24 protein-coding genes and 1 tRNA gene are annotated in these 23,996 nt (G+C 68.1%); 8 read left to right on the forward strand and 17 right to left on the reverse strand.

Annotated features, from left to right (window positions below; genetic code table 11):
• Window positions 1–698: 698 nt before the first annotated feature.
• The 4 genes from LGR54_RS03160 to LGR54_RS03175 all read right to left on the reverse strand — a co-directional run bounded on the left by LGR54_RS03160 (window position 699) and on the right by LGR54_RS03175 (window position 6,075).
• Window positions 699–1,292: a CarD family transcriptional regulator gene (locus LGR54_RS03160; protein ID WP_230360500.1), complete on the reverse strand. Its 594-nt coding sequence runs from the start codon at window positions 1,290–1,292 to the stop codon at window positions 699–701.
• 383 nt (window positions 1,293–1,675) lie between these two features.
• Window positions 1,676–2,011 carry a ferredoxin FdxA gene (gene fdxA / locus LGR54_RS03165; RefSeq protein WP_230360501.1) on the reverse strand — a complete coding sequence of 112 codons (336 nt, stop codon included), beginning with the start codon at window positions 2,009–2,011 and terminating at the stop codon, window positions 1,676–1,678.
• 254 nt (window positions 2,012–2,265) lie between these two features.
• Window positions 2,266–2,571: an RNA-binding S4 domain-containing protein gene (locus LGR54_RS03170; RefSeq protein ID WP_230360502.1), complete on the reverse strand. Its 306-nt coding sequence runs from the start codon at window positions 2,569–2,571 to the stop codon at window positions 2,266–2,268.
• A gap of 42 nt (window positions 2,572–2,613) precedes the next feature.
• Window positions 2,614–6,075, reverse strand: a complete 3,462-nt coding sequence (locus LGR54_RS03175; RefSeq protein WP_230360503.1) for a helicase-related protein — start codon at window positions 6,073–6,075, stop codon at window positions 2,614–2,616.
• Window positions 6,076–6,227: 152 nt separating this feature from the next.
• Here LGR54_RS03175 and LGR54_RS03180 point away from each other — a divergent pair, with 152 nt between their 5' ends.
• On the forward strand, window positions 6,228–6,767 hold the full coding sequence (locus tag LGR54_RS03180; protein WP_230360504.1) for a DUF4269 domain-containing protein: 540 nt from the start codon (window positions 6,228–6,230) through the stop codon (window positions 6,765–6,767).
• A gap of 454 nt (window positions 6,768–7,221) precedes the next feature.
• Here LGR54_RS03180 and LGR54_RS03185 read toward each other — a convergent pair whose 3' ends face one another.
• Window positions 7,222–8,112, reverse strand: coding sequence for a DUF3108 domain-containing protein (locus tag LGR54_RS03185; RefSeq protein WP_230360505.1), 891 nt, complete (start codon window positions 8,110–8,112; stop codon window positions 7,222–7,224).
• A gap of 345 nt (window positions 8,113–8,457) precedes the next feature.
• Between LGR54_RS03185 and rpmB the strand changes: the two genes are divergently transcribed.
• Both rpmB and LGR54_RS03195 read left to right on the forward strand, forming a co-directional pair.
• Window positions 8,458–8,757, forward strand: a complete 300-nt coding sequence (gene rpmB / locus LGR54_RS03190) for a 50S ribosomal protein L28 (RefSeq protein ID WP_213353215.1) — start codon at window positions 8,458–8,460, stop codon at window positions 8,755–8,757.
• A gap of 4 nt (window positions 8,758–8,761) precedes the next feature.
• On the forward strand, window positions 8,762–9,397 hold the full coding sequence (locus LGR54_RS03195; protein ID WP_230360506.1) for a queuosine precursor transporter: 636 nt from the start codon (window positions 8,762–8,764) through the stop codon (window positions 9,395–9,397).
• 70 nt (window positions 9,398–9,467) lie between these two features.
• Here LGR54_RS03195 and LGR54_RS03200 read toward each other — a convergent pair whose 3' ends face one another.
• Window positions 9,468–10,457 carry an esterase-like activity of phytase family protein gene (locus LGR54_RS03200; protein WP_230360507.1) on the reverse strand — a complete coding sequence of 330 codons (990 nt, stop codon included), beginning with the start codon at window positions 10,455–10,457 and terminating at the stop codon, window positions 9,468–9,470.
• A gap of 95 nt (window positions 10,458–10,552) precedes the next feature.
• Between LGR54_RS03200 and rutR the strand changes: the two genes are divergently transcribed.
• The 5 genes from rutR (at window position 10,553) to LGR54_RS03225 (ending at window position 14,512) form a co-directional block, all read left to right on the forward strand.
• Entirely contained in the window at window positions 10,553–11,272 is a 720-nt protein-coding gene (rutR, locus tag LGR54_RS03205) for an HTH-type transcriptional regulator RutR (protein ID WP_255607168.1), read from the forward strand.
• A 52-nt stretch (window positions 11,273–11,324) separates the two neighbouring features.
• Window positions 11,325–11,963 (forward strand): DsbA family protein, encoded by a 639-nt coding sequence (locus LGR54_RS03210; RefSeq protein ID WP_230360508.1) that lies wholly within the window; start codon window positions 11,325–11,327, stop codon window positions 11,961–11,963.
• Between the two features lie 66 nt (window positions 11,964–12,029).
• Window positions 12,030–13,112, forward strand: a complete 1,083-nt coding sequence (locus tag LGR54_RS03215; RefSeq protein WP_230360509.1) for a low specificity L-threonine aldolase — start codon at window positions 12,030–12,032, stop codon at window positions 13,110–13,112.
• A 124-nt stretch (window positions 13,113–13,236) separates the two neighbouring features.
• Window positions 13,237–13,311: transfer RNA gene (locus LGR54_RS03220), tRNA-Gly, on the forward strand.
• A gap of 283 nt (window positions 13,312–13,594) precedes the next feature.
• Entirely contained in the window at window positions 13,595–14,512 is a 918-nt protein-coding gene (locus tag LGR54_RS03225) for a LysR substrate-binding domain-containing protein (RefSeq protein WP_230360510.1), read from the forward strand.
• On the opposite strand, the gene LGR54_RS03230 is transcribed toward LGR54_RS03225, so the two are convergent.
• From LGR54_RS03230 to trbB, 11 genes are read right to left on the reverse strand one after another with little or no spacing between them, the layout of a single operon-like run.
• On the reverse strand, window positions 14,472–14,744 hold the full coding sequence (locus tag LGR54_RS03230; RefSeq protein WP_230360796.1) for a DUF2274 domain-containing protein: 273 nt from the start codon (window positions 14,742–14,744) through the stop codon (window positions 14,472–14,474). The two genes, LGR54_RS03225 and LGR54_RS03230, sit on opposite strands and share 41 nt — an antisense overlap.
• A gap of 2 nt (window positions 14,745–14,746) precedes the next feature.
• On the reverse strand, window positions 14,747–15,928 hold the full coding sequence (locus LGR54_RS03235) for a TrbI/VirB10 family protein (protein WP_230360511.1): 1,182 nt from the start codon (window positions 15,926–15,928) through the stop codon (window positions 14,747–14,749).
• Window positions 15,925–16,908, reverse strand: coding sequence for a P-type conjugative transfer protein TrbG (trbG, locus tag LGR54_RS03240; protein ID WP_230360512.1), 984 nt, complete (start codon window positions 16,906–16,908; stop codon window positions 15,925–15,927). Before trbG ends, LGR54_RS03235 begins: the two co-directional genes overlap by 4 nt.
• A complete protein-coding gene (gene trbF, locus LGR54_RS03245) occupies window positions 16,905–17,594 on the reverse strand; it encodes a conjugal transfer protein TrbF (RefSeq protein WP_214009084.1) in 690 nt (229 codons plus the stop codon). Before trbF ends, trbG begins: the two co-directional genes overlap by 4 nt.
• Window positions 17,591–18,820 carry a P-type conjugative transfer protein TrbL gene (gene trbL / locus LGR54_RS03250; protein WP_230360513.1) on the reverse strand — a complete coding sequence of 410 codons (1,230 nt, stop codon included), beginning with the start codon at window positions 18,818–18,820 and terminating at the stop codon, window positions 17,591–17,593. Before trbL ends, trbF begins: the two co-directional genes overlap by 4 nt.
• Before the next feature lies 1 nt (window position 18,821).
• On the reverse strand, window positions 18,822–19,088 hold the full coding sequence (gene trbK-alt, locus LGR54_RS03255; protein WP_230360514.1) for a putative entry exclusion protein TrbK-alt: 267 nt from the start codon (window positions 19,086–19,088) through the stop codon (window positions 18,822–18,824).
• Between the two features lie 11 nt (window positions 19,089–19,099).
• On the reverse strand, window positions 19,100–19,852 hold the full coding sequence (gene trbJ, locus LGR54_RS03260) for a P-type conjugative transfer protein TrbJ (RefSeq protein ID WP_230360515.1): 753 nt from the start codon (window positions 19,850–19,852) through the stop codon (window positions 19,100–19,102).
• Window positions 19,849–22,287 (reverse strand): conjugal transfer protein TrbE, encoded by a 2,439-nt coding sequence (gene trbE, locus LGR54_RS03265; RefSeq protein ID WP_230360516.1) that lies wholly within the window; start codon window positions 22,285–22,287, stop codon window positions 19,849–19,851. The genes trbJ and trbE overlap by 4 nt, the downstream gene beginning before the upstream one ends.
• Window positions 22,288–22,300: 13 nt before the next feature.
• Window positions 22,301–22,570, reverse strand: a complete 270-nt coding sequence (locus LGR54_RS03270) for a VirB3 family type IV secretion system protein (RefSeq protein ID WP_230360517.1) — start codon at window positions 22,568–22,570, stop codon at window positions 22,301–22,303.
• Window positions 22,570–22,902: a TrbC/VirB2 family protein gene (locus LGR54_RS03275; protein WP_230360518.1), complete on the reverse strand. Its 333-nt coding sequence runs from the start codon at window positions 22,900–22,902 to the stop codon at window positions 22,570–22,572. The genes LGR54_RS03270 and LGR54_RS03275 overlap by 1 nt, the downstream gene beginning before the upstream one ends.
• The gene (trbB, locus tag LGR54_RS03280) at window positions 22,899–23,867 is read right to left on the reverse strand and encodes a P-type conjugative transfer ATPase TrbB (protein ID WP_230360519.1); all 969 of its coding nucleotides are present in this window, start codon (window positions 23,865–23,867) and stop codon (window positions 22,899–22,901) included. Before trbB ends, LGR54_RS03275 begins: the two co-directional genes overlap by 4 nt.
• Window positions 23,868–23,996: the final 129 nt, after the last annotated feature.

Raw genomic sequence — 23,996 nt, forward strand, 5'->3', positions numbered from 1 at the left:
CACCGGAATTCCCCGCTCCACCCAATGCGGCTGCGGTGCGGTCACGGCATCGAGGCGCCCATTCCCCATTGGGCAACGCCTCGACGGTTGCTTCCCTCGGCTATCGCTTCGCTCAAGCCTCCGGCTTGCCCAGCCATCGGCCGGGCACGCGGGGAGGGACAACGCCACACTCCCGAGCACTAGCGCGGCGCCCGCTCCGAGATACCGGCCTGCCGATACGTGGCGGGCGCCACTCCCCCAGCGACGGCGAAGTCTGGACACCCCTCTCCAGTCCGGTGCGGCAACGGCAGTGGCGCGGCATCACGGGGTGCGCGGTCGCCCCGGCCCAGCGATTGCGCCGCCGGCATGCCCTGTCCGGTCCGATGCGGCTGCAGCGCCATAACGGCATCGAGGAGCATGCGCTCCATCGGCGGATGCCTCGACGGATGCGTCCCTCGGCTATCGCCTCGCCAGCCAGCGACTCGTCCAGTCATCGGACGGGCGGACCGAGAGTGCCCGTGCCACATCCCCGGCACTCCGCCGTGCTCCGCTCCCGACATCATGCCGAGCGGCCGGACACTGCCCTCTCGTTCCCGCGAAACCAGCCGCCCGCTCCGCCCCCATATGGCCGCTACCGGACGGCTTCCCGCACCATGCCGCGCAAAAGAAAAGCCCGGCGCGAGGCCGGGCTTTCCGTGTCGTGTCGTAAAGCAGCGCGCTCAGGCGGCGGCTTCCTCGGTGTCGGTGTCTTCGACGTCCTCGGCCTCGGCTTCCTCGCCCTTGCCGAGCCGGCGCGGGCCCTTCTGCAAATTGGCCTCGATCGACTTGATCGCCTCGGTCTCGGTCAGGTTCTCCACCGCGGCGAGCTCGCGGGCCATGCGGTCGAGCGCGGCCTCGTAGAGCTGGCGCTCGCTATAGGACTGCTCGGGCTGGGCGTCGGAACGGTAGAGGTCGCGCACCACCTCGGAGATGGCGACGATGTCGCCGGAATTGATCTTGGCTTCATATTCCTGGGCGCGGCGGCTCCACATGGTGCGCTTCACCCGGGCGCGGCCCTTCAGGGTCTCCAGCGCCTTCTTCATCACCGCCGGCTCGGAAAGCTTGCGCATGCCCACCGAGGCGATCTTCGGCACCGGGACACGGAGCGTCATCTTGTCCTTCTCGAAGTGGATGACGAACAGTTCGAGCTTGAAGCCCGCCACTTCCTGCTCTTCGATCGACGTGATGCGCCCGACGCCATGCGACGGGTACACGATATGCTCGCCCGTCTTGAACCCCTGACGGACGTTGGTGGACGGCTTCTTCGTCGACATGCTGAGCCTGCTCCTGGGTCTCGGTTCTTCGGCACCCGGCCACCTCGGCCGACTTGCCATCCCGGATCGCTCCGGGCATAAGACACACCCGGCACCGGCGGATTACCGGAGCCGTACCATCAGCCGACGACGGAAAATCGGGGGGTCCCCGGCACGCGCCAAAGGCGTGTCAGACCAAGCCCTTCATCAATTCCGGGGGGATCGCTCCAAATCCGGAGCGTTGCGCCATGGCAAACCCAATCGACTGCTCGAAAAGGGTTATAGCACAATTCGGCACAGAATCAAAACACTGCCGCAACGCAGCGTGCGCGCGGACTCGCCGCCGCTGGCGAATCCTGCGCGTCGTGTGAGGTGACGTAGCGTGCGCGACGCACGCCGCACCGTCAGTCCTGCTTAGCGGGTTCCGGCGACAGATACTGTAGCTTGTCGGCTACACCATCCCATTCCTTGGCCTCGGGCAGCGGGTCGCGGCGCTCGGTGATGTTGGGCCAGACCTTGGCGTAGTCGGCGTTGATCTGCAGCCACTTCTCCAGCCCCGGCTCGGTGTCGGGCTTGATCGCCTCGGCCGGGCATTCCGGCTCGCACACGCCGCAGTCGATGCATTCGTCCGGGTGGATGACCAGGAAGTTCTCGCCCTCGTAGAAACAGTCGACGGGGCACACCGAGACGCAGTCGGTGTACTTGCACTTGATGCAATTGTCCGTCACGACGTAGGGCATTTATCTTATCTCCGTACGGGACGCGTGATTTACCCGCGGCCCTTACCTAGCGCATGTTCCGCAAAAACCGAAACGCCTTTTGCGAGGAGAACATGCTCCCGATCGTCCCACCGAGAGCGCCTTGGCGGGCCGGATCTCTCACCCGGCCGCAAAGCGCTCTAGCGCACCGCCTGCCGCCGCGCAACCGGGCATGGACGGTTCGGGCTACCGCTGCCCCGCCCGGCGCGAGGAGCTGATCCGCCCCGGACGCAGAGCTACTCCGGGCTCTCCTGCACGTCCGGGCCGTCTCGCGGCGGCTCGCTGAGATCCAGATAGGTCTCGCGGGCCGCCTGCGCATCCCCCCGGCGCTCGGAAAATCCGGTCACCTTCATCAGCCGCACCCGGCCGGTGAGGGCGATGGTGAGCACGTCGCCGAGCCGCACCGGCTGCGCCGGCGCGCTTACCCGCGCGCCGTTGAGCCGCACATGGCCGGCACGGACCAGCTCGGCCGCCACGCTGCGGGTGCGCACGCAGCGTGCGTGCCACAGCCAGACGTCGAGGCGATGCCGCTCGCCGCTCAAGGCCGCCCTCCCGGAAGCCCGAGGGGCTTCCTACTTGCCGTCCTACTTGCCGTCCTTCTCGGCTTCCATCTTCGCCTTCAGCGCCAGCAGCTTGGCGAAGGGCGAATCCGGATCCACCGGCTTGTCGCGGCGCGGCGCCTCGTTGCGCGGCGCGTTGCGGTGATCCGGGCGCTGGTCGTGGCGCGGGCCGTCGCGGAACTCGTTGCGGCGCTCGCCGCCGCGACGCTCGCCGCGCTCCTCGCGCCCGCCGCCGGTGCGCTCGCCGCGCTCGGGACGCGGACCGCGATCCGGCCGCTCGCCGCGCTCCGGGCGCGGACGGCGGTCGTCACGGCGATTCTCGTCGCGCCGGCCATCGGCGCGGGCGGCCTCGCCCTCGGGGCGCGGCTGGCCCTCACGGGGCTGGCCGTCACGCGGCTGACCCTCGCGAGCCGGGCCGCGCTCGAAGCGGCGTCCGCCCTCGCTGCCCTCGCCCGAACCCTGGCCCTGGCGCGCACCGCCGCGCGGCGCCCCGCGCTGGCCGCCGCGATGATGCGGCTGGCCGGCCGGACGACCCGGACGCCACACCTCGATCATCGCCGGCTCGGCAGGAACGGCCTCGCTGGCAATGGCTTCGGCAGCAGTGGTCTCGGCAGCACTGGCCTCGACAGTCGTGGCTTCGGCAGGAGCTGCCTCGGCAGTCTCCGTCTCCGTCTCGACCGACGCGTCCGCGGGCGCTTCCACCGGAGCGGCCTCGCCGATCTCGGTCGCCTCTGCCGCCTCGGCGGCTACTTCCAGCGCCGGCTCTTCTGCCGGCTCAGCCACCTCGACGCTGGCCTCGGGGGCGTCGGCCGCCGGCGCTTCTTCAGCCACCGCGTCCTCGGCCACCGCTTCCACGGCCGGCTCGACGACGGGTTCCACCGGCGCCTCGGCCGCGACCTCGACGACGGCTTCCGTCGTCGCGGCGTCCGTCACGTCCTCGGCCGTCACGGTCTCGGAGGCCGGGGCTTCCGCCACCGGCTCCACCGGCGCCGGGCGGTGCTCCATGCGGTAGCCGAGCGAGCGCAGGATGGAGGCGAAGTCCTCGCCCGCGCAGCCCGCCAGCGAGGTCATGGCGACGGTGGCGGTGAAGCCGCCGCCGTCAAAGGCGCCCGCCGGCTTCTCGCCGGTCGCGCCGGGGCGCCAGGCCAGCGCCGGGCGGATCAGGTCGGCGAGGCGCTCGAGAATGTCGACGCGCACCGCCCGCTCGCCGGCGACGCGGAAGCCCACGGCGCGGTAGAGGCCCTTCTGGATTTCCGGGTCGACCGCGATCGAGGTGCGGCCGGAGGCGGCGAGGTGCGGCAGCTCGTCGAGGCCCTTCTGCTGCAGCCCGCCATGCTTGAGCGCCCAGAACTGGGCGGCGAGCGCGCGCGGCGCCGGCTTCAGCAGCGCCGGCAGGTAGATGTGATGGGCGCCGAAGCGCACGCCATGGGCGCGCAGCACCGCGCGCTGCTCCTGCGGCAGCGTCTTCATCTCCTCGGCGACCTTCTGGCGCTCCAGCACGCCGAGCGATTCGACCAGCTGGAAGGCGATGCCGCGGGCGATGCCGGCGACGTCCTCGGCGCGGCCGAGCGCCAGCAGCGGGCCAAGCAGCTTCTCGGTATGCGCCTTCAGCCACAACTCGATCCGCGCCTGCACCGCGTCGCGGGCGGTGCCGGTCAGGTGCTCGTCGGCGATGATCTTGAGGCGCGGGGTCAGCACCTCCTCGCCGGGGATCAATTTGGCGACGGGGTCGCCGATCCAGCGCAGCGTGCCGTCGGCGGAGAGCACGAAGGCATCGTCCCCGGCTTCCGAGAGCCGCGTGGCGCGGGCCTCGATCTCGCCGGCCAGCGCTTTCTGGGCGGTGGCGCGCAGGGCCTTGGCTTCCGGGCCGCCGGCGGATGCGTCCGCCGCGAACTGGAAGCCGAGCAGGTGGCCGATCACATGGCCTTCAACGACGACGTCGCCGGTCTTGGTGATTTCTGTATCGAGCATTGCGTTTTCCCGCAGGCGCCGCATCAGGACGCTCGTCCGTCGGTCGACGAAACGGTTTGCCAGTCTCTCATGAAGCGCGTCGGAGAGTCGGTCCTCCACGCGCCGTGTTATCCCCTGCCAGTGCTCCGGGTCGTCGAGCCAGTCGGGACGATTGGCCGCGAAGGTCCACGTGCGGATCTGCGCGATACGTCCCGACAGCGTGTCTATGTCACCTTCCGTCCGGTCCGCCAAGGCCACTTGTTTGGCGAACCAGTCGGTTTCGAGCCGACCGAGCCGCATCAGGTGGTCGTAGACGGTGCCGACGAGGTCGCGATGCGAGGCCGGGGAGACCTTGCGATAGTCCGGCAGGCCGCAGGCTTCCCACAGCCGTTCCACCCCGGCGCGGCTGCCGGTGAAGCGGCGCACCTCCGGGTCCGGCGCCAGCGTCTCCAGCACTTCCACGTCGGCGGCGGTGGGCGCGCGGGTCAGGCCCTCCTCGCGCGGCGGCTCGGCGAGGCTGCGCTTCAGCGTCTCGATCGTGGCGAAGTCCAGCGCGGTGTTGCGCCATTGCAGCACGCGATGGGCATCGAAGGCGTGGCTCTCCAGCCGCTCGACCAGCTCGGCGTCGAAGGGCGGGCAGCGCCCGGTGGTGCCGAAGGTGCCGTCGCGCTGGGCGCGGCCGGCGCGGCCGGCGATCTGGGCGAGCTCGCCGGGGTTGAGCCGGCGGTACTGCCAGCCGTCGAACTTCACGTCGGCGGCGAAGGCGACATGGTCGACGTCGAGATTGAGGCCCATGCCGATGGCGTCGGTGGCGATGAGGTAATCCACATCGCCATTCTGGTACATCGCGACCTGCGCGTTGCGGGTGCGCGGGGAGAGCGCACCGAGCACCACCGCCGCGCCGCCGCGCTGGCGGCGCACCAGCTCGGCGATGGCGTAGACCTCGTCGGCCGAGAAGGCGACGATGGCGGAGCGGCGCGGCAGCCGGGTGATCTTCTTCTCGCCGGCGAAGGTGAGCTGCGACAGGCGCGGGCGCACCAGGATATTGGCGCCGGGGATCAGCTTCTCGATCAGCGGCCGCATGGTGGCGGCGCCGAGCAGCAGCGTCTCCTCGCGGCCGCGCCGGTTGAGCAGCCGGTCGGTGAAGACGTGGCCGCGGTCGAGGTCGGCGGCGATCTGGATCTCGTCCAGCGCCACGAAGGCGACGTCGAGGTCGCGCGGCATCGCCTCCACCGTCGCCACCCAGTAGCGGGCATGCGGCGGCTTGATGCGCTCCTCGCCGGTGACGAGGGCCACCTGGTCGGCGCCGGCGCGCTCGACGAGGCGCTGATAGACCTCGCGGGCGAGCAGGCGCAGCGGCAGGCCGATCAGCCCGGAGGAATGGCCGAGCATGCGCTCGATGGCGAGATGGGTCTTGCCGGTATTGGTCGGCCCGAGCACGGCGGTGACGCCGCGCGCGCGCAGGCGGGGCGGCAGCGGATTCAGCGAGGCGGCGTTGGCGGCGCGGGCAATGTCCGGCGGGGCGGCAATGTTCATAAGGCGACGTTCACCAGGTAACGCTCATTCGGCGACCGTTCCGTCGAGCCGGAAGGGCCGCCGTTCTAGCATGGGAGGCGCGCCATCGGCGAATCGGCGCGTGGAACGGGCGGCGAAGGCCATCCCGGCGGGACATCATCAGGGATCATCTCATGGATGCATCGTCGAAACAGGGCTTCCGCTCCGCGCTGGCCGCCACCGGTCTCCTGCGCCGTCTCGCGGCCTTCGATCCGCAGGTGGTCGGCACGCCGCCGCTCGGGCTCGACCTTGCCGGCAGCGACATAGACATCGCCTGCCATGCGCCCGAGCCGGACGCCGCCGCCCGTGTCATGTGGGATCATTTTCGCGACGAGCAACATTTTTCGCTGCGCCGATGGCGGACCGGCGAGCGTCCGGTCGTCGCCTCCTTCACCGCCGCCGGCTGGCCGTTCGAGGTGTTTGCCGCGCCGCGCCCCGTCCTCGACCAGGCCGGCTGGCGGCATTTCCGTGTCGAGCAGCGCCTGCTGGCGCTCGGCGGCGAGGGTCTCCGCGCGGCGGTGATGATGCAGCGGCGGGCCGGGCTGAAGACCGAGCCGGCCTTCGCCGCCGTGCTGGGCCTGCCCGGCGATCCCTATGCGGCGATGCTGGGGCTGTTCGGGGTGGACGACGAGGAACTGCGTAGGCTGCTCGGGCGCGCCGGATTCAGCGGGTAGGGGGCTGTCGGGGCCGTTGGGATTGGGCTCCCCTTCCTGTGTGTCGCCTCCCTCTCCCCGTCAGGGGGAAGGTTGGGGTGAGGGGCCTTCTTTGCTTCCCGATGTCGTCCCCCTCACCGCCGCCGCGCGGGCCACCTCTCCGTCGAAACGGGCTGTTACCGGGTTCGACCTTGCCGGAACCGAACCCGGCAACAGCCGGGTTCGGGGAGAGGGAAGTGAAGGGAGCCGGCGTCGACGTCCTGTCGAATGGGAACTCTCGACCCCCTGCCATCCCGGCCGCAGCGCAGAGCCGGGATCGCGTGCCGTTCTGGATGCGCGCCCGGATCGACCCGTGGCCGTCCGGGATGACGTCGCGAGGAGAACCGGCAAGGAGAACCGGCAAGGGAAAACCGATATGAGGGGCGGGATGATCGCGGGTGGAACGAACGGCCGAGGTCGACGGTCGCCACCGCCCCTACGGCGTCGCCGCCTTGGCCGGCGAGGCGCCGGCGCCCTTGGCGACCATCGGCTCGGTCTGGAACGACACTGCCTCGATCTGCGCCACGCCGATGGCGGTCGCCACCGAGGCGCGGAACGGGGCGAGCACGCGCGTGCCGGCGACCGGCGCCAGCCACACATACATCTCCTTGTTCCGCATCATGAACTTGACGCTGGTGCGGTTGGGGCGATGCCCGGCCACCGGCTTGTAGGAAATGCGGCACACCAGCGCCGGGCCGGCATAGCCCTTCTCAGCCTTCACCTGGTCGACCCGCTCGAAGCTGAGGTCGAGGTCGTAGCGCTGGCGGCCGTCGAACACCGGCAGCAGCCGCTCGCAATTCTTCGGCGCCATCAGGTCGCCCGAGCCCGGCGCCAGGAACAGCGCCGCCGTCATCGGGTCGAGCACGCCGCGCTTGTCCTTGTCGGCCATCGGCACGCGGTCGTCGGCGGGCGGCACCGGCGGTTCCACCTTGGCGTCGGTGACGTTGCCGCCGGCGAGCGACAGGCGGATCGCCTCGGCCTTCTTCTCGGTTTCCGCTTCCATGGCGAAGGAGCGTGGCACCAGCGCGCCGGGCTGCACCGTGCCGCGCGCGCCGGCCGAGCCCTTGCCGGAGGAGATCGCCTGCACCACGCCGGTGAGGCGGGCGCTGCCGGAGGCGGTATAGGAATTGTCGTCCACTTCGAGCAGGAAGGCGGCGCGGCCGAGTTCCAGCCCGGCCAGCGACAGCTTGTAGCGCGCTTCCAACTTGCCGTCGGCGAGGGCGGGAGCCGCGCCGGCCAGCAATGTACCGGCGAGGGTCGCGGTACAGGCGCCGGCGAGCGCCAGCAGGCGCGAAGGCGACAAAGGGCGCGGCACGGGACGCGGCATGAAGGGCAGGCTCCGGCGGCCTCGCGAGGCGGGCCGTGAATCACATTGGCGAATCAGTCTATTATGATTCCCGATGGCGGTCGAAGCCGGCGGAACTGTGACGCCTGTCTGCCCCGCGCATCACCTGTGCGCGAGGCGCTCCGCGCGGGCGATCGGCGCCCATGCGCGCGGCGGACCCCGGCCGCCGGCGGGGCCGTCGCTGTGTCACGGCTCTGTCTTGAGCCTTGACGGGCGCTGGCCGCTTGCCTATAGGAGCGCACTCTTTCACGGATGCTGCCTGCAAGATCGCAAGGCTCGATATTCGGGTCCGGCGCGCGGCAGCTGCGAACATTAAGGAAGTCCACGATGTCCCGTCGGTGTGAACTTACCGGGAAGGCGGTTCTGACCGGCAATCTCGTGAGCCACTCGAACCGCAAGACCCGTCGGCGCTATCTGCCGAACCTGGTGAACGTCACGCTCACCAGCGACGTGCTGAAGCGGTCGGTGAAGCTGCGCGTGAGCGCCAATGCCCTGCGTACCGTCGATCACCGCGGTGGTCTCGATGCGTTCCTGCTCAAGGCTCGCGCCGAAGAGCTGTCGCAGAAGGCCGTCGAGCTGAAGCGCGCGGTGCAGAAGGCCTCGACCGAGGCCGCGGCTGCGGCCTGATCCGATGCGGATCGCCGGAACGCGGGTCTCGCTGCGGGCGTTGCTGCTGCCCATCGCCGCCATGATGGCTGTGGTGGCGGCGTCGAACGTCGCCGTCCAGTATCCCGTCCGGTTCTTCGGTCTGGAGGAGGCGCTCACCTGGGGCGCCTTCACCTATCCGCTTGCCTTTCTGGTCAACGACCTGACCAACCGCCGGTTCGGACCGGCGGTGACGCGGCGCGTCGTCTATGCCGGCTTCGCCCTCGCGGTGCTGCTGTCGGTGTGGCTCGCCACCCCGCGCATCGCGCTCGCCTCCGGTAGCGCCTTCCTGGTTGGCCAGCTGCTCGACATCACCGTGTTCAACCGCCTGCGCCGCATGAGCTGGTGGCAGGCGCCGCTCGCCGGCAGCCTGCTCGGCTCGGCGCTCGACACGGTGCTGTTCTTCTCCCTCGCCTTCGCGGGCGACGCCGACATGTCCTTCCCCGTCACCTATGCCTCGACCGGCATCACGGTGCCGCTGTGGATGGGCCTCGCCTATTTCGACTTCCTGGTGAAGCTCGGCTGCGCGCTGGTCGCCCTGGTGCCCTATGGCGCGTTGATGGGCCGGCTGAAGCCCTGGACGTCGCCGAATTCGGCTCCGGCCTCCGGCACCTCGGCCTGATCGCCGCGCCGCGCTGGCCGCATCGGTCGGCTTCGGCCTCGGATCGGCCGCATCGTCCACCTCACCCTACTCACTGGACAAGCGCGAAGCGCAGCAGCACGGTGCGCTGAAGCGGCGAGAAATTGTCGTCCGACAGCACGGTGAGGAGGATCTCCCCTCCCGCATCCCGCGTCACCGCCAGCGCCTCCATGTTGTCGATGGCCGCCGCCCGGTGCGCCTCCATCAGCACCTCGCCGGAAAGCTTAGCGCCGTCAACGAGTTGCGTCAGTTCGAACCGGCGGATGCGCATGGCGACCCCGCGCAGCGGGTCGTAGCGCCGTTCCAGCAGATAGGCCTTGCCGTCCGGCCCGAGCGAGAGGTCGGTGGCGCTGAATTCGTCAATTCTTTCAATGGCAAAGCGCCCGACGAGCCGGGGCTTGTCGAGCGGCGAGAACAGGAAGCCCGGCAGGATGGCCGGGTCCTTCGGGTCCTGTTCGGCGATGGCGATCAGCGCCGCCGGCTTTCCCTCGGGCGGGATGGCCAGCGCCTCGATGCCCTCATTGGAGCCGAGCTCGGCTATCCCTTTGAAGGATATCAGCTGTTTGCCTTTCGCCCCCAGCGGGTCCGGGCCGGGAAAGCTCCAGATTTCGTGGCGACGTTCGATGCCGACCACCGTGCCCTGCCCGGTGAGGGCTAGCGATTCGCTGTCGCCGAGGCCCTGGGATGCCAGTTTGCGTCCATCCGCCGCCACGAGCGGCGCCATCTGCGCATCTGTGAGGCCGGTCGGCCGCCCGTCCTGGCTCAGGAGGGTGGCGGAAAGCCAATATCCCTTGTCCGTCAAGGCGATAAGCTTCTCCCCGGTGGCGTCCAGCGCCATACCCGACAGGCCGCCGAACTGGCTCTCCGGCGAGGTCAGCACTAGCCCGCCGCGGAATTCCACCGCACCGATCCGCGTGCGGCCGGTGGCGTCGAACTGCTCGATCGGCGTCGCCCGCACCGCGACCGGCACTGTCTGAGCGGCTGCGGTAACCGGTAGGGCGAACAGAAAAGCAGATGAAATCAGAGACTTGGCGTCAATCATCGTAGACTCCGAAGCGCGGGCCGCCGGCCCCATATTGCGACGCCGTTCATTTCCATGTCATGTCAGTCTCGGAAATGGGATGGGAGTATCGGTCGTTGGCACGCAGCGCGGTCACGCGAAATCCGGCCGGCAAGGCGAAGGCGCCGGCGCCGCCCAAATCCCCGCCCGGCCAGCGTTCTGCTCACCCGAAGACCCCGCGAAGGCTGAAGCAGATCGAGGCCAAGCGCACCGCCATCCTCGACGCCGCGCTCGGCCTGTTCTCCCGCGCCGGCCTGCACGGTACCACGGTGGAACAGATCGCCGAGGATGCCGGCGTCTCCAAGACCAACCTCTTCTATTACTTTGCATCCAAAGAGGAAATTTACGTCGCGGTGTTGAGCCGCCTGCTCGATGAGTGGCTGGCGCCGCTGCGCGCCATCGAGCCGGAAGCCGATCCCGTCGTCGCCATCGGCGAATATATCCGCCGCAAGATCCTGTTCTCGCGCACCCAGCCGGAAGCCTCGCGGCTGTTCTGCCTGGAGATCGTGCAGGGGGCGCCGCTGCTGAAACACGAGCTGGAAACCTCACTCAAGCAGCTGGTCGACGCCAAGGCGGCGATGATCCGCGACTGGAGCGCCGCCGGCAAGCTGGCGCCGGTCGACCCGCATCACCTCATCTTTGCCATCTGGGCGACGACGCAGCATTATGCCGACTTCGCCGGCCAGATCGACGCGCTGCTCGGCACCGGTCTCGGCGACGAGGCTTTCGCAAACGCGGCGGCCGAGAATGTCAGCCGCATCATTCTCGAGGGAATCCGTTTCCGCTCAGAGATTTAGCTGTGTCAGCCTTGCCTGTCCCGCGTCCGTCGCGCGTTCCTGGAGATGTCCGATGCACCGCCGCACCTTCCTGCGCTCCGCCATGGGCGTCTCGCTCGGCGCGGTAGTGACGGCGCCGCTGACGGGTGAGAGTTCATCGGCCGCGCCGGAGCTGGACGTGCAGGCGCTGCTGTTCGATCCGGAGGTGCCGGTCGGCGGCAACCCGGCCGGCGACGTCACCATCGTCGCCTTCTTCGACTACAATTGCGGATACTGCAAAGGCGCGACGCCGGCGCTGACCAAGCTGATCAAGACCGACGGCAAGATCCGCCTCGTCTACAAGGACTGGCCGATCCTGCATAAATCGTCGGTGACGGCGGCCCGGCTCGCTCTCGCCGCCAAGTACCAGGACCGCTATGAGGCCGCCCATCACGCGCTTATGGGCTTGCAGAGCCGGTCCATGAACGAGGAGGGCATGGGCAAGGCGCTGAAGCGCGCCGGCCTGGATCTCGCCCGGCTGAATGCCGACGTCGACAAGCATGTCGAGCCGATCGCCGGGGTGCTCAAGCGCAACAACGAGCAGGCCAAGGCGCTTCAGCTGCCGGGCACGCCGGTCTATCTGGTCGGCCCCTACAAGGTGGCCGCCGCGCTGGATTATCAAGGCTTTGTCGACGTGGTCGCCGATGCCCGCCGCCGGGCGGCGGAGCGATAGGACGGTCGCCGAGCCAGGAATTGACGACCTGGGAATTGACGACCTGGGAACTGGAAGGAAGTTGCCGTGACGATCTCTCCCGCCTCGCCCACCCGCATGCCGGCCTTCGGCAGTGACAACATGGCCGGCGTGTCGCCGCAGATCCTCGAGGCGCTCGCGGCCTGTAATGGCGGCACGGCGCGCTCCTATGGCGCCGACGAGGTGAGCGCGCGGCTGGAGCGCCGCTTCGCCGAGCTGTTCGAGCGCGAGGTGACGGTGCTGCTGGTGTCCACCGGCACTGCCGCCAACACGCTGTGCCTCGCCGCGGCGACCCCGCCCTGGGGAGCGGTGCTCTGCCATCCGCTCAGCCATATCGAGAACGACGAATGCGGCGCGCCGGAATTCTTCACCGGCGGCGCCAAGCTGGTGCCGGTCGACGGGCCGCTGGCCAAGATCGATCCCGAGGCCCTGCTGGCGAAGGCCCGGGATGGCAAGGGCGACGTGCATGCCGTCCAGCCGGCCTGCGTCAGCATCACCCAGGCGACCGAGCTCGGCACGCTCTACACGCCCGACGAGGTCGCGGCACTCGGCGCGGTGTGCCGGGAGACGGGACTGGCGCTGCACATGGACGGCTCGCGCTTCGCCAATGCGGTGGCGGCGCTCGGCGTCTCGCCGGCGGAGATGAGCTGGAAGGTCGGGGTGGACCTGCTCTCCTTCGGCGCCACCAAGAATGGCGCGATGGGCGTGGAGGCGGTGCTGTCCTTCGACCCGAAGCGCGCGCGGGAACTGGCGCTGCGGCGCAAGCGCGGCGGCCATCTCACCTCCAAGATGCGTTTCCTCGCCGCGCAGATGGAGGCCTATCTCGCCGACGATCTGTGGCTCGCCAATGCCCGCCATGCCAATGCAATGGCGGACCGGCTGGGACGTGGGCTCGCCGAGGTGGCGGGCGTGGAGGTGCAGGAGGGCGCCGAGGCCAACATCCTGTTCTGCAAGCTGCCGGACGGCATGGCGACGGCGCTGCTGACGGCCGGCTTCTATTTCTATGCCGATCGCTGGGCGCCGAACGTGGTGCGGCTGGTCACGTCCTTCGCCACCACGGCGGCGGAGGTGGACCTCTTCATTGCCGCCGCGCGCGGCTTCGCCCTGTCGCCGGCCGGCGTAGGCATCTGAGGTGCCGACATTTCCACAGGCTTCGTGAAACTGTAGCAAAGGGCGTTGCAATCCGTCTCGGCATGGGGCATAGAGGCGCCCGTTCGAGGTCGTTGGCGCTGCCGGCCGATCTCGACAGGAGCGGGCGGGTGTAGCTCAGGGGTAGAGCACAACCTTGCCAAGGTTGGGGTCGTGGGTTCGAATCCCATCGCCCGCTCCAGTTTTCCCAATAAAAATCAGATAGTTAGCAAACGCCCTTCGGGGCGTTTTCTGCTTCGATTCGCCCTCGAACGCGACATTCTGAGCAGAATCTATGCTCCCGGAAGAAAATTCCCGGATGCCATGGCGTGCGTTCGGCAGCTTTCTAAGCGGCGGCGCTGCACCGATGCGCTGCGCGTGGCGGCGCCCGGAACGGCCGCGATGCAAAGCCCGTCTGCAACTCTCGACGTAGCCGCAACTTTGAGTATCAATATCCAGAAGCTACTCAACACGCCGGAGCCCGAATGGCTGCGCCGTTTTCCACCTCGATCGAGTTGCGCCACCTGCGCTATTTCGTGGCGGCCGCCGAGCACGGAAGCTTCCGAAGAGCCGGGGTGGCTCTTGAGGTCAAGGAATCTTCCATCAGCCGGAGCGTGCGTGACCTGGAGGACGAGATCGGCGTCTCGCTGTTCATCCGGCATTCGAGCGGGGTGAACCTCACTCTGGCGGGGCAAAGGTATCTCAGCCGGACACGGCAGGCGCTGGATCAGATTCGCGAAGCCGGCGAGGAGGCCGCGGTGTTCGGCCGGGCGGAAGAAGGGCATCTTAGGGTTGGGCTGTTCTCGAACCTGTCCTCCGGCTTTCTGCGCGACCTGTTCCAGACCTATGACAGTCGCTATGCGGGTGTTCACATCGACTTTGTCGAAGCGCCTGCAGAAAGTCACGCGGCCGCGATACGGCGGTTTGATCTCGACGCTGCATTCGCGCTGGGCCGGCAAAGCTGGCCGGACTGTGATGCGATTTCCTCGTGGAGCGAACCGCTCCTGTTCGCGCTGCCGCGGCTTCATCCTCTGGTCCAGAGGGACGTGCTGTCCTGGCGAGATCTCGTGGATGAGACCTTTCTCGTCCGCACTGAAGGCTCTGGCAATGAGGTGCGCGGTTTTCTTGAGCGGAAGTTCCGGGAACTCGACATCTCGCCGCGCATCAGCACGCAGCAGGTCGCGCGCTATAGCCTTCTTGGTCTTGTCGCCACGGGACGCGGAATCCTTCCGGTGTTTGAGTCGGAAACGGTCATCGGTCTGCCGGAGGTGGTGTTCCGCCCTCTCGCCGGCGAGGTGATCCCGTTCTCCGTGATTTACTCGCCTCGCAACGACAACCCGGCGGTGCGCACCTTGCTCAGCCTCACACGGAAGATGGCCCGAGAGCAGGCTGCGACGCGCTGATGCTCGCAGCGCCGCCAGCCTCGCGCCGCGCCTTGGCGAACTCGCGATCGGTGGCGATGAAGCGCTCCAGCATCGGCACGATGAGTTTTGCTGGATCCGGGACAGGCTGGCCGGTTTCCCGAGCGAGCACCTCCGCATAGGCAACAAGATCGCGGTGCAGCGCGCCGGGTAGCGAGAGCGCCACCTTCACCGGCTTGTCGTTCGTGATCGGTCCGAGTTTCAACTTCGCCATGGTCAATACCTGTAGGGTTCGAGCACCAGGTCGCGCGTGACCATGACTCGCACCGGGAATCCCGGCCGGATGGTCAGGGTCGGCGCGACGTTCAACTGCCGGCGGATGATTTCCTGCCCGGCATCGTTGATGGTGTCCTGCGCCCCGCTTTGGAGCGCCTGGATCAGTTCGTCCTCATCATCCATGGCGAGCTCGGCGCTGACGGAAAGCAAGGTCGAGAGGCCGACCGCCTTGGCGAGATCCCACCAGTGCATGTCGACGCCGTCCTCAAGGCCAGCATAACCCTGCGCATCCGTGCCGGGCTGGCGCTCGAGCACGATGGAGCGGCCATTGGGGAGGATCAGCCGGTTCCAGACCAGCAGGATGCGGCGCTGTCCGAAGCCGACGCCATTGTCGTACTGGCCGAGCAGCTTCGTTCCCTGCGGGATGATCAGAATGCGGCCGGTCGGGCTGTCATAGACGTTCTCGGTCACCTGCGCGCTGATCTGGCCGGGCAGGTCTGAGCGGATACCGGTGATGAGCGCAGCCGGTATGACGGCGCCCGCCTGCAGCACATAGGGCGACGCCGGTGCCATGACGCGATCGGATGCGACCACGCGCCGATCCACAGTGGCATTGAGGAAGGCGAGCTGGCGATCCTGGGGTGAGGACGTGCCGCCCGTTCCCGCCGAGCCAGGGCTGCTGAAGCCGGAAGCACTCGCCCCCGAAGGCGCGCTCGCGCGAGCCTGCGCCGCCTGGAAGAATACGCGGCTGGTCCGCGCGGCTTCCTGTTCCGCCAGACGCCGCTGCTGCTCGGGATCGGCCTGTGGCGCCGTCATTGTCGGCGCCACGACGGGCTGGCCGCGGTTCTGTGCATCAAGGATCGGCCGGCCGAGGTCGCCAGGTAGCGGCGGTCCAAGGATGGGGCCGGTGTAATCCCGCGGCAGGCCGGCAAGGCCATCGGCGGTGGAGCGGTTCTGCGTGGAGTAGAGCTCCTCACCACCGGTGCCTTTGTCGCGCCCCTGCAGTGCATAGATCAGGGCGCCACCAATGCCGATGCTGACGACTAGCCCGGCACCGGCCATCACCTTGCGGGAGAGACGTGTGACGCGCGGCGGCTCGGGACGCAGCCGCATGGCGGCGGCGCGATCGGTGTTCGGAGCGGCGAGATCGACCTCAAAGTCATGATTGTCGGGGTTGCTCATGATGCCGGCCTCCCGTCCGTCCGCTCGATCCGCACCTTCTGCGGACGCTCGCCGCCACCGAGGCGAAGCTCGGCGGCACCGAACAGCCGGTCGCCGATCAGGATGTTCTGGTGGATGCGACTGTTGACGATCTGGGGTTCGCCATCGGCGCCGATGACGAAGAGCGGCGGCATCTCGCCCTGAAGGACCCCGCGCGGGAATTCGACATAGACCTTGCGCCCGTCGTCATAGACGGCCATCGGCCGCCAGGGCGGCGTGTCTCCGGTGAGCGCATAGCGGTAGTTGCGGGCGGCGAAGCTCGGGATGACCGGCGTCGGAGGAACACTGGGGCGCAGAACTCCCGGAGCCTGCGGATAGGCCCAGGCGACGGCCGGCATATAGGGCGTCTCGCCGGCGCGCAGCTCGATCATGTAGCTGCGCCGGTCGGTGGTGATGACGAGGTTGGTGGCGATATCCGCCCGCGTCGGTTTCACCAACACATGCACGCGCCGCCTCGCTCCCTTGCCGCTCTCGGTGTCGCCGATGATCCAGCGGGCGGTATCGCCCGCCGCGATCGGTCCACTGCCAGTCAGGCTCTCACCCGGCTCCAGCGCGATATTGGTGATCTGGCCGGGCGCCGCATAGACTTGATAGAGCGCGCCTTCGCTCCAGGGATAGATCTGAATGGCGTTGTAGTATCCCTCGCGGCGCGGCTCCACGCGGGCCGCCGCATTGGCATTCTCTACGCGGGCGACGGGTGTTTTGGCGTCCGTGCCGCCCTTGGCCGGCGTCCAGGCGGGCGGCGTGTGGAGCGGGCGCGGACGCTCATCCGTGACAACGGCGGGCACTACTGGCAGCGCCGGCACGTCACTGTCGTAGCTGATCTGCGGCGGCTTCGGTGCCGAAGCGCATCCAGCAAGCGCGGTCGCCGATAGCAGGAGCGCCGCAAAGGCAGAGTGGCGGAAAGCCGGAGATGCGGGTTTACGGCACGACGTTTTCACTGGCTCAACTCCCGCGACCAGCTGATGGCGTTGACATAGATGCCGAGCGGGTTGGTGCGCAGGCGCTCGGCATCCTGCGGCGGCTGGATCACCAATGTCAGGATCGCGCTCCAGCGCTCGGTGGCGGCGAGCTGACCGTTCTCGTACCGTCGTTCGACCCAGGCGACGCGGAAGGAATCCGGCGAGGCCCGGATCACGCTGGAGACCTCGACGGCGATCTGCTGCTTGCCGACCCGGGTAAAAGGATCGTTGGCGCGGGCGTAATCGTTGAGCGCGGCAGCACCCCGATCGGTGGTGAACTCATAGGCCCGAAGCCAGTTCTGCCGCACGATGACGGGATCCGCCGGCAGGCTGCGCACCTGCTCGATGAAACGGGCGAGATGCCAGGCGATCTGCGGATCGGTTGGGCGATAATCGCCGGTTGCAGGCCCTACGGCCTGCGTCTGTCCAAGACGATCCACCTCGACCACCCAGGGCACGACGGTGCCCCGCGTCGACTGCCAGATCAGCGCCGAGGCAAAGCCGGCCGAGAGCAACAGACTGCCAAAGGCCATCAGTCGCCAGTTCTTCGCCTGCACACGGGCCGAGCCGATGCGCTCGTCCCAGACCTGGGCCACCTTCTGATAGGGCGTGACGGGCTCGGGCGAGGTGCCGTAATGTGTCGCGGGTCGCTTGAAGAGGCTCATGAGCGGTCGCTCTCGCTGAGGGAGACGGAAGAGCCGCCGGCATGGCTGTCACCGGAGTGCACAGCATGGGCGGCGGCGGAGACGCCATGGCGAAGCGATTGGCCGCGCTTCATGTGCTTCGCCCAGTCGGGCACGTCACCGGCCGCGGAAGCCGATGCCGTGCCGTTGACGGCGTTCGCCAGCGGGGTCACGGCTGCGGAGCCCGCGGCGCGTGCGACGCTCCCTAGTCCCGAGGCGACACTCGCCATGCCGGACTGGCCTCCCGCGCCGATGCTGTAAGCAGTCGCACCGCCCCGCGCCGCGGCCGCTGTCGCGGAGAGCGCCGCCCCACCGCCTCGGACGGCGAGGCTGGCCGCACCGCCGGCCGCCATCAGCGCGCCACCGGCGGCGAGGCCCGTGCCGACCGCGGCCCCCGCGCTCAGCTGCGGGCCGCCGGAGACAAGGCCCGCGGCAATGCCAGGGCCGAAGATGCCGAGACCGAGAAGGGAAAGAGCAGCCAGCACGATGGCCATCGCGTCGTCGATGGTCGGCGTCTGCCCGCCAAAGCCGGCGGTGAACTGGCCGAAAAGGGTGGAGCCGATGCCGATGATGACCGCGAGCACCATGACCTTGATGCCGGAGGAGACGACGTTCCCCAGCACCCGCTCGGCCATGAAGGCGGTCTTGCCGAACAGGCCGAAGGGGATCAGCACGAAGCCGGCGAGCGTGGTCAGCTTGAACTCGATCAAGGTGACGAAGAGCTGGACCGCGAGAATGAAGAAGGAGAGCAGCACCAGCGCCCAGGCAAACAGCAGGCAGGCGATCTGGATGAAGTTCTCGAAGAAGGCGACCCAGCCCATCAGGTCGGAGATGGACTCAAGCAACGGCCGACCGGCGTCGAGCCCGGTCTGCGCCACCTTGCCCGGACGCATCAGGTCGCTGACGGAAAATGCCGTTCCCGAGCCCTTCAGCCCAAGCCCGGCAAAGCTCTCGAAGACGATGCGGGCGAGGTTGTTCCAATTGCCGATGATGTAGGCGAAGACGCCGACAAACAGCGTCTTCTTGATGAGCCGCGCGATGATGTCGTCATCCGCACTCCACGACCAGAACAGCGCCGCCAGCGTCACGTCGATGACGATGAGCGTGGTGGCGATGAAGGCAACCTCGCCGCCGAGCAGGCCGAAGCCGCTGTCGATATAGGAGGTGAAGACCCCGAGGAAAGTGTCGATGACGCCGGTGCCGCCCATCTCAGCGACCTTCAATCGATGCGGGACGCCCGAGGAACCGGTCGCGCGTTTGCGCCCAGACCTTCAGGCACGCGATGTCTTGCGCGGCCAGCTCTCCCAATCGCTGGCAGCGGCGCTGTTCACCGCGCAGAGGATCGTGCTCGGCCTCGACCGTCCGAATGGGTGGCTCCGGCGCCTTTTCCTCCCGGCTCATCTCCACGACCGCCGCCGTACCGGCGATGGCCACGAAGATCACTGCGCCGAGCCGGGCCAGCATGGCTCCGTCCATGTCGGCCTCCCTCAGTTGCTGAACATGCGGGCATTGCCGGCCTGATAGCCGGCGCCCGGAGTGAGGAAGCGCCGGCGCTGCTCACGGCCCTGCTCGGCGGCGGTCGCGCGTTCCGCCTCGGACAGCGCCTCGGCGCGCCCATTGGCGGACATCACCGCGATCAGGTCGGAGAGCTGCTGCGACTGCAAAGCGAGCAACTGGTTGCCGACCTGCGTAGCCTGAAGGGCGCCCGTGGCGCCCTGGCTCTGGCCGACAAGCGTCGCCATCTCGGCGCGGTTGGCGTCGACATTGCCGACAACGCCGGCCTGCACCCGCAACGCATCCTGCAGGCCCCCGACGGTGGTCTGCCAGCGCGAGCGCGCACCGGCGACGAGATCGGCATCGGAGGCCGAGAGCGGGATGTTGCCGTAGCGCTGCTGGAAGGCCTGGTCGATCTGGCCGACATCGAAAGCGATGCTCTGCGCCTGCCCGAGCAACTGCTGGGTGCGCTGGACCGATTGCTGGATCTGCTGCAACGAGGAATGCGGCAGGCTGGCGAGATTGCGCGCCTGGTTGATCAGCATCTGCGCTTCGTTCTGCAGCGAGGTGATCTGGTTGTTGATCTGCTCCAGCGCCCGCGCCGCCGATATCATGTTCTCCGCGTAGTTCCAGGGATCATAGACCGTGAGGGCCTGCGCGGGCGGGGACAGCACGGGTGACAGGCCGAGCGGCGCGGTCAGCAGCGCGACGGCAACGGTGAGCGCGCGCGGACGGAACAGCGTCATGGCTGCGTCTCCAGATTGGTGAGGTTGGGAATGAGGTCGGCGGCCCAGCCGAGGCCGCGATGACGCAGCCAGGCCTCAAGGAAGCCGTCGCGACCGTAAGCGGCGAAGACCTTGTCGATGGCCTGCTGGTCGGTCTTGGAGGATGCCGTGCACAGCGCCAGCGCGACCTCGCTGAGGCCGAGCTCAAACAGCCGGTTGCCGCGCCGCGACTGGCAATAGTAGTCGCGCTTCGGGGTCGCCCGCGCGAGGATTTCGATCTGCCGGTCGTTCAGGCCGAAGCGGCGATAGATGGCGGTGATCTGCGGCTCGATGGCCCGCTCATTGGGGAGCAGAAGACGTGTCGGGCAGCTCTCGATGATCGCCGGCGCAATGGCGCTGCCATCGATGTCAGAGAGGGACTGCGTGGCAAAGATGACGGAGGCGTTCTTCTTGCGCAGCGTCTTCAGCCATTCCCGCAGCTGGCCCGCGAAGCCCTCGTCGTCCAGCGCCAGCCAGCCTTCATCGATGATGATAAGCGTCGGTGATCCGTCGAGCCGGTCCTCGGTCCGGTGGAACAGATAGGCGAGCACCGCCGGCGCGGCCTCCGTGCCGATCAGACCTTCCGTCTCGAAGGCCTGGACGGTGGCCGAGCCCAGATGCTCGGTATCGGCGTCGAGCAGCCGGCCCCATGCGCCGCCAAGGCAATAGGGACGCAGTGCCTGCTTCAGGTCGTTGGACTGTAGGAGGACGCAGAGGCCTGTGAGGGTGCGCTCCTCGGCCGGCGCGGAGGCCAGCGAGGTTAGCGCTGTCCAGATATGCTCCTTCACCTGCGGCGTGATCGACACGCCTTCGCGGGTGAAGATGGCGACGATCCAGTCGGCGGCCCAGGCGCGTTCCGTGGCCTCATCGATGCGCGCAAGCGGCTGGAGCGAAACGCTCTCCGCGCTCCCCTCGCTGAGGCCGCCGCCGAGATCGTGCCAGTCACCGCCCATGGCAAGCGCCGCGGCCCGGATCGAACCGCCGAAATCAAAGGCAAACACCTGGACACCGACGTAGCGTCGAAACTGCAGCGCCATCAGCGCCAGCAGCACCGACTTGCCCGCGCCGGTCGGTCCGACAACGAGGGTATGGCCGACATCGCCGACATGGAGGCAGAATCGAAACGGGGTCGAGCCCTCGGTCTTACCGAACAGCAGCGGCGGCGCGTCGAAATGCGCGTCACGGCTCTCGCCAGCCCACACCGCCGAGAGCGGGATCATGTGCGCGAGGTTCAGCGTCGAGATCGGTGGCTGGCGGACATTGGCGTACACGTGGCCCGGCAAAGATCCGAGCCAAGCGTCGACCGCATTGAGGGTTTCCGACATCGCCGTGAAGTCGCGACTCTGGATGACCTTCTCGACCCGCCGCAGCTTCTCGTCGGCGATGCGCGGATCAGCGTCCCACACCGTCACAGTCGCGGTGACATAGGCGATGCCGGCATGGTCCGCGCCGAGTTCCTGCAGCGCGAGATCGGCATCTTCAGCCTTGTTGGCGGCATCGGAATCCACGAGGACGGAGGCCTCGTTGGTCATCACCTCCTTCAGGATCGCCGCGATGGATTTGCGCTTGGCGAACCACTGGCGGCGGATCTTGGTGAGCAGCCGCACCGCATCTGTCTTGTCGAGCAGGATCGCCCGTGTCGACCAGCGATAGGGAAAGGCGAGCCGGTTCAGTTCATCGAGCAAGCCAGGCGTCGTCACCGTGGGAAAGCCGGTGATGGTCAGCACCCGCAGATGCTGGTCGCCAAGGCGCGGCTCCAGCCCGCCGGTGAGCGGCTGATCGGCCAGCAGGGCGTCGAGGTAGATCGGCGTCTCCGGCACGCGGACACGGTGCCGATGCGTCGAGACGCAGCTGTGCAGATAGGTCAGCGTCTCGCCATCATCGAGCCAGCGACATTCCGGCATGAAGGCGTCAATGAGGTTGAGGAGCCGATCGGTTCGGTCGGCAAAGCCGCGCAAAGTCTCATGGGGATCGAGCCCTGCCTTGTCCCGCCCTTCATAGAGCCAGCCTTCGGCGCGAGCGCCATCCTCAGCGGGCGGCAGATAAGTGAAGGTCAGGAAGTAGCTCGACTCGAAATGGCTGCCGGCCTCTTCGAAATCGGCCCGCCGCTCGGCATCGACCAAAGCGGAGGCGGCATCGGGGAAGGTGCTCGCCGGATAGGTTGACGCGGCATGGCGCTGCGCCTCCACGAAGATCGCCCATCCCGAGCCAAGGCGACGAAAGGCGTTGTTCAGCCGTCCGGCGACCGCGACGAGCTCGGCGGGAACGGCGCTGTCGAGGTCCGGCCCGCGAAAACGCGCCGTACGCTGGAACGAACCATCCTTGTTGAGCACGATGCCCGGCGCGACGAGCGCCGCCCAGGGCAGGAAATCGGCGAGGCGCCGGTTGCGGCTGCGATACTCAGCGAGGTTCATCATCGGCGCGCCTCGCTCAGGCGACCAGATGCGCGGGGATGCGCAGATGCCGACGCACCACCTCGACGAAAAGCGGATCGCGCTTCGCCGCCCACACTGCCGCGACATGGCCGATCACCCCGATGGCGAGGCCGACCAGCCAGAGACGCAGGCCGAGCCCCACGGCCCCGGCAAGCGTGCCATTGACGATGGCGATGGCACGTGGCGCGCCGCCGAGCAGGATCGGCTCGGTCAGCGCCCGGTGGACCGGCACGCTGAAGCCGGGAACCTCAACCGTCTCGGCCATCAGATGAGCGCTCCGCCGCCGAAGGAGAAGAACGACAGGAAGAAGCTCGAGGCGGCGAAGGCGATCGACAGGCCGAACACGATCTGGATCAGCCGACGGAAGCCGCCCGACGTATCGCCGAAGGCCAACGCCAGCCCGGTCGAGATGATGATGATGACGGCGATGATCTTGGCGACGGGGCCCTCGATCGACTGGAGGATGGATTGCAGAGGCGCTTCCCACGGCATGGAGGAGCCGGAGGCATGAGCGCTGGCCGTGGCCATCAGGCTGACGCAGGCGACAGACGCGGCCAAGCGGGTGGCGCTACGGGCGCGATGGAGCGATCGGATCATGTGGGATCTCCGGTGAAAGCAGGGGTGACGCGGTAGTCGCCATCGGGGCCAAGGCCCTCGACACGGGCGAGTTCTATGAGCCGGCGTGCGGAGCCGCGGCCGGAGAGCACGGCCACGAGATTGATGGTCTCGGCGATCAGCGCCCGCGGAACGGTGACGACGGCTTCCTGGATGAGTTGCTCCATACGGCGCAGCGCGCCGAGTGCACTGCCGGCATGGATGGTGCCGATGCCGCCGGGATGGCCGGTGCCCCATGCCTTGAGCAAATCGAGCGCCTCCGCGCCGCGCACCTCGCCGATGGGGATCCGGTCGGGCCGCAGTCGCAGCGCCGAGCGCACAAGGTCGGACAGCGAAGCGACGCCGTCATTGGTGCGCAGGGCGACGAGGTTCGGCGCCGCGCATTGCAGCTCGCGCGTATCCTCAATGAGGACGACGCGATCTTCTGTCTTAGCGATCTCGGCGAGCAGCGCATTGGTGAGCGTGGTCTTGCCCGTCGAGGTGCCGCCGGCCACCAGGATGTTGGTGCGAGAGGTGACACCCTTGCGCAAAGCGTCTGCCTGCCCGGCCGACATGATGCCGGCGCGGACATAGTCCTCGAGCGTGAATACCGCGACGGCGGGCTTACGTATGGCGAAGGTTGGCGCCGTAACGACAGGGGGCAGCAATCCCTCGAAACGTTCTCCCGTCTCGGGCAACTCGGCTGAAACCCGCGGGGCGCCAGCGTGAACCTCTGCACCGACATGATGCGCGACGAGCCGTACGATGCGCTCGCCATCAGCGGGCGAGAGCCGCCCACCCGTGTCGGACAGTCCCTCCGAGAGCCGGTCGATCCACAGCCGCCCGTCAGGGTTCAGCATCACCTCGACGACGGTCGGGTCTTCCAGATGCCGGACGATCGCCGGACCCAGCGCCGTGCGCAGCATCCGCGCTCCGCGCGCAAAACCCTGATGATGATGTGCTGCCATCCAGACCCCGACAGTGCCGGGGTCCTGACGATCTCATCCCGGTCGGGGATGATTAAAAGAGCCCGATATTGGGCCAGTTCAACAGGATTCCACCCGCGTCGCAGCGTGGCGTGCAATGACAGGCGAACG

Source organism: Ancylobacter sp. Lp-2, assembly GCF_020523795.1.
Classification (GTDB): domain Bacteria; phylum Pseudomonadota; class Alphaproteobacteria; order Rhizobiales; family Xanthobacteraceae; genus Ancylobacter.

Coding starts and splice junctions, on each gene's coding strand:
- LGR54_RS03160 (WP_230360500.1), bottom strand. CDS start 1,292: ATGTCGACGAAGAAGCCGTCCACCAACGTCCGTCAGGGGTTCAAGACG.
- fdxA (WP_230360501.1), bottom strand. CDS start 2,011: ATGCCCTACGTCGTGACGGACAATTGCATCAAGTGCAAGTACACCGAC.
- LGR54_RS03175 (WP_230360503.1), bottom strand. CDS start 6,075: ATGAACATTGCCGCCCCGCCGGACATTGCCCGCGCCGCCAACGCCGCC.
- LGR54_RS03180 (WP_230360504.1), top strand. CDS start 6,228: ATGGATGCATCGTCGAAACAGGGCTTCCGCTCCGCGCTGGCCGCCACC.
- LGR54_RS03185 (WP_230360505.1), bottom strand. CDS start 8,112: ATGCCGCGTCCCGTGCCGCGCCCTTTGTCGCCTTCGCGCCTGCTGGCG.
- rpmB (WP_213353215.1), top strand. CDS start 8,458: ATGTCCCGTCGGTGTGAACTTACCGGGAAGGCGGTTCTGACCGGCAAT.
- LGR54_RS03195 (WP_230360506.1), top strand. CDS start 8,762: ATGCGGATCGCCGGAACGCGGGTCTCGCTGCGGGCGTTGCTGCTGCCC.
- LGR54_RS03200 (WP_230360507.1), bottom strand. CDS start 10,457: ATGATTGACGCCAAGTCTCTGATTTCATCTGCTTTTCTGTTCGCCCTA.
- LGR54_RS03210 (WP_230360508.1), top strand. CDS start 11,325: ATGCACCGCCGCACCTTCCTGCGCTCCGCCATGGGCGTCTCGCTCGGC.
- LGR54_RS03225 (WP_230360510.1), top strand. CDS start 13,595: ATGGCTGCGCCGTTTTCCACCTCGATCGAGTTGCGCCACCTGCGCTAT.
- LGR54_RS03230 (WP_230360796.1), bottom strand. CDS start 14,744: ATGGCGAAGTTGAAACTCGGACCGATCACGAACGACAAGCCGGTGAAG.
- LGR54_RS03235 (WP_230360511.1), bottom strand. CDS start 15,928: ATGAGCAACCCCGACAATCATGACTTTGAGGTCGATCTCGCCGCTCCG.
- trbF (WP_214009084.1), bottom strand. CDS start 17,594: ATGAGCCTCTTCAAGCGACCCGCGACACATTACGGCACCTCGCCCGAG.
- trbL (WP_230360513.1), bottom strand. CDS start 18,820: ATGGGCGGCACCGGCGTCATCGACACTTTCCTCGGGGTCTTCACCTCC.
- trbK-alt (WP_230360514.1), bottom strand. CDS start 19,088: ATGGACGGAGCCATGCTGGCCCGGCTCGGCGCAGTGATCTTCGTGGCC.
- trbJ (WP_230360515.1), bottom strand. CDS start 19,852: ATGACGCTGTTCCGTCCGCGCGCGCTCACCGTTGCCGTCGCGCTGCTG.
- trbE (WP_230360516.1), bottom strand. CDS start 22,287: ATGATGAACCTCGCTGAGTATCGCAGCCGCAACCGGCGCCTCGCCGAT.
- LGR54_RS03270 (WP_230360517.1), bottom strand. CDS start 22,570: ATGGCCGAGACGGTTGAGGTTCCCGGCTTCAGCGTGCCGGTCCACCGG.
- LGR54_RS03275 (WP_230360518.1), bottom strand. CDS start 22,902: ATGATCCGATCGCTCCATCGCGCCCGTAGCGCCACCCGCTTGGCCGCG.
- trbB (WP_230360519.1), bottom strand. CDS start 23,867: ATGGCAGCACATCATCATCAGGGTTTTGCGCGCGGAGCGCGGATGCTG.